General features: G+C 40.4%; 3 protein-coding genes. All 3 read right to left on the reverse strand.

Annotated features, from left to right (window positions below):
- Window positions 1-76: 76 nt before the first annotated feature.
- Genes LMU01S_RS09735 through LMU01S_RS09745 form a run of 3 tightly spaced genes read right to left on the reverse strand, consistent with a single transcriptional unit; the run spans window position 77 to window position 2923 of the window.
- Complete coding sequence (locus LMU01S_RS09735) at window positions 77-1084, reverse strand: sugar transferase (protein WP_056959019.1); 1008 nt, start codon at window positions 1082-1084, stop codon at window positions 77-79.
- Window positions 1085-1127: 43 nt separating this feature from the next.
- A complete protein-coding gene (locus tag LMU01S_RS09740; RefSeq protein ID WP_004050974.1) occupies window positions 1128-1562 on the reverse strand; it encodes a MarR family winged helix-turn-helix transcriptional regulator in 435 nt (144 codons plus the stop codon).
- A 2-nt stretch (window positions 1563-1564) separates the two neighbouring features.
- A complete protein-coding gene (locus LMU01S_RS09745) occupies window positions 1565-2923 on the reverse strand; it encodes an MFS transporter (protein ID WP_056959020.1) in 1359 nt (452 codons plus the stop codon).
- Window positions 2924-3184: the final 261 nt, after the last annotated feature.

Raw genomic sequence — 3184 nt, forward strand, 5'->3', positions numbered from 1 at the left:
CCGGCTAGGCGTCATTAAATGAATTAAAAAACAAGCTTTCCTGGGAAATTATTTCCCGGGAAAGCTTGTTTTTCATTTAGGCTTGTAAAACTTCAAAAACTGCTTGAACTAAGGCTTGCTTAGTAAAGTAACCTTGTTGGAGCAGTGGAGCAAATTCTTTGACGGCATTTTTGTATTGCAGATATTCTTCTTGGGTGAGACGCTCTAATTTTTCTAAAGCTTCGGTGATCGAATCAACTGCAAAACCAAGCTTATTTTTGCTGATCAGTTCTTCATTTGAGATGCCACGCGGAATGATGACGGGTAGACCTGCAGCCAGATAAGTTCCTAATTTATAGGAAATATATTTGGAAGTGTATTCTTGTGTACAGCCACCGTCATTCCAAACTAGACCAAAACCACCATTTTTAGAAAGCTTGATGCAAAGCTCAGCATCATTGAGCCAGCCTTCATAGATAATGTTCAAGTCAGTTGCTGTAGGTTTTTTGGAAGCAAATAAATGCAAGGGAGTATCATGCTGCCAGCCTTGAACAAATGTAAATTTTGTGGGGTCGCCCGCAAAATTTAAGCGTTTGATCTCAGTGGTGTCATAAAGCATATTAGCATCTAAGGGATGATCCCACATGTGCTGCACAACGTATTTTTTCTCTGCTAGCCCATTTTCTCGTAAAAAAAGATACATCTGTTCAGAAGGTACGATCAAAAGGTCGGCTTTTTGGTAAAAATCGATAAATGTTGGTAGCAAGTAGCGATTTCCAGCAAACATCAGTGGCGTAACATCATGGATAAAGATGATCAATTTCAACTTAGAATAGCGTTTGAGATGATCAACAAAGGCGTGATCAAACTCGATCGTATTCCAAGATGGCGCTTGATAGATGACGATATCATTATTGCTTACAGAAGCGACCATACCGTCAAATCGCTTACTAAGTTCAGTTGGGCTATCAACACTAATAGGATAGTTGTAAATGCCGATCTCATTAAACCCCAGTTGTTTTCCAAACTGAGATGTCATATTTTGGGCTATTTGAGCGACACTGCTTTTAGTCATCCCGTGAATGTTAGTCATGTGAACTTTCATTGTACACACCTCATATGTTTTTATGCCTATTATATGGTATGGCTCATACTTCTGTCGAATTATGTGGCTGATAGGCGATGGTCACTTTATCTAGTAAGTCACCAAATATTTTAGCTTCACTTGCAGTCAAACTAGCTAGCGAATTTTGATTGACCTGGCGATAGATATCTTTGATCTTAGGTAAGATAGCTTCACCTTTAGAAGTCAAAAATAATTCTGAGCGGCGATGGTCCTTATCGGAAAAACGTTTGCTGATCCAACCATCGGCCACTAATTTATTGATCTGGCGGGTAACAACGCTTTGATCACGGTGTAATATCTTGATGAATTGAGCTTGACTGATCCCAGGAGTCTCGGCGATCTTTTCGAGATAAAAATAATTTTTATCACTGAGACCGATCTTTTCATATTGAAAATTGAGTTCAGTGCGCAATTTGTGATTAAAAATTGAAACTAATTTATCGATTCGTGGTTCCATGATCAGGCATCCTTTCGCAAATAGAGCCCAAAGCAAGTCAACATCAATAAGACCAAGCCAACAGTTACCCACATGGAAAGCCGCATCCCGGCGGTAAATGTCGCTGGAATATTGGATAAAACGATCAAGATGGTGATCGATGAAGCACCAAATGCTTGGCGTAAACTATTGTTAAGTGCGGTAGCATGGCTGACTTCATCAGGTAAAACGTCAACAAAGGCTTCTGACATTGCTGGTGAAAATACGAGAGCATTTCCGATCATGCGAAGCATATAAGCAACTGTCAAGAGCCAAACAGGTGTAGTCTCAGAGATCATGACAAAGGGGATCGCAGCGATCAACATCAAGATCCCGCCTGAAATGATCAAATATTTAGGACCATGTTTGTCATAAAGCCGTCCGACTAAAGCTGCACTAAGCGCATTAGCGATCGCACCTGGCAACAAGATCATCCCAGAGACCATACTATTTAGATGTAAAACATTTTGTGTGAAGATCGGAAGCATTTGTTCGGTCCCAAGTAAGACCATGAAAGCACAGATCCCTACTAGAGTCATCAATCTAAATGAACGATTTTTGACGAGTTGAACTTTGAGCATCGGTTGCTTGAGACGAAGCTGGCGCTTAACAAAGATAAAGAGGATCGCTAGCCCCAAGACTAACATGATCCAAGCTTGTAAAGCCGAAGTTTGAAAGAAGGTCAAACTTGCTAAAGTCAAGCCCGAACCAAGCAAGGAAAGACCTACGGAAATAAAGTCGATCTTGATGTCTTTAGGTTCAGAGAAGTTAGGAAAGGCAAAAAAGCCAATCAACCAAACCAGTAACATCATTGGTAAAACTAAAATGAAAATATAGCGCCACCCCAAAGTGTTAACGATCAAACCGGAAAGTGTCGGTCCGATAGCTGGGCCAAAAGCGATAACTAGCCCAGACATCCCTAGGATCGTGCCCCGTTTTTTGATGGGGTAGATCGAGATCATCGTTGTCATTTGAAATGACATCAAGATCCCACTAGCACATGCTTGGACCAAGCGGGCGAGTAGCAAGAGCCAAAAATCAGTGGCAAAGCACCCGATTAAAGTCCCTAAGATAAAGATCGCGATCGTAGCCAAAAAGATACTGCGCTTTTTGAATTTTTCATACAAATTAGATGAAAGTGGCGTGATGACCCCGACCATCAAAGTGTACCCTGTTGTGAGCCATTGAACTAGAGTCAATGAGACATTCATCTCATGTTCGATGACGGGTAGTGCAGTGATCATCATCGTTTGACTAGCTAGACTGACAAAGCCAGAAAATAAAAGTAGTATAGTAACGATCAGGCGGATCTTAGGATCGATCGTTTTAGAAATGTTATCCATAAATAAAGTCCTTTCACTAATAAATTGCATGCAGATGCATATAAATGCTCAGTCTATATTACATGTAATTGCATGTAATATCAAGTGAAAGAAAATATTTTCCAGGTTAAGTAATTTCTTGCACTTAAGGTAAGTTAATTATATAGTTAAGGTGTCGTTTGGTAACTATTGGTTTGTAGTCGTGCTACAGAACACAACTCCTAGGAAATAACAATAACTCAGTCACGAGGCAAAAAGCGCCTCATGACTGAGCTACCGTTA

This window comes from Ligilactobacillus murinus DSM 20452 = NBRC 14221 (assembly GCF_001591685.1).
In the GTDB taxonomy this organism is placed as follows: domain Bacteria; phylum Bacillota; class Bacilli; order Lactobacillales; family Lactobacillaceae; genus Ligilactobacillus; species Ligilactobacillus murinus.

Excerpts from the sequence above, each read along its gene's own strand:
- LMU01S_RS09735 (WP_056959019.1), bottom strand. The coding sequence starts at position 1,084 with ATGAAAGTTCACATGACTAACATTCACGGGATGACTAAAAGCAGTGTC.
- LMU01S_RS09740 (WP_004050974.1), bottom strand. The coding sequence starts at position 1,562 with ATGGAACCACGAATCGATAAATTAGTTTCAATTTTTAATCACAAATTG.
- LMU01S_RS09745 (WP_056959020.1), bottom strand. The coding sequence starts at position 2,923 with ATGGATAACATTTCTAAAACGATCGATCCTAAGATCCGCCTGATCGTT.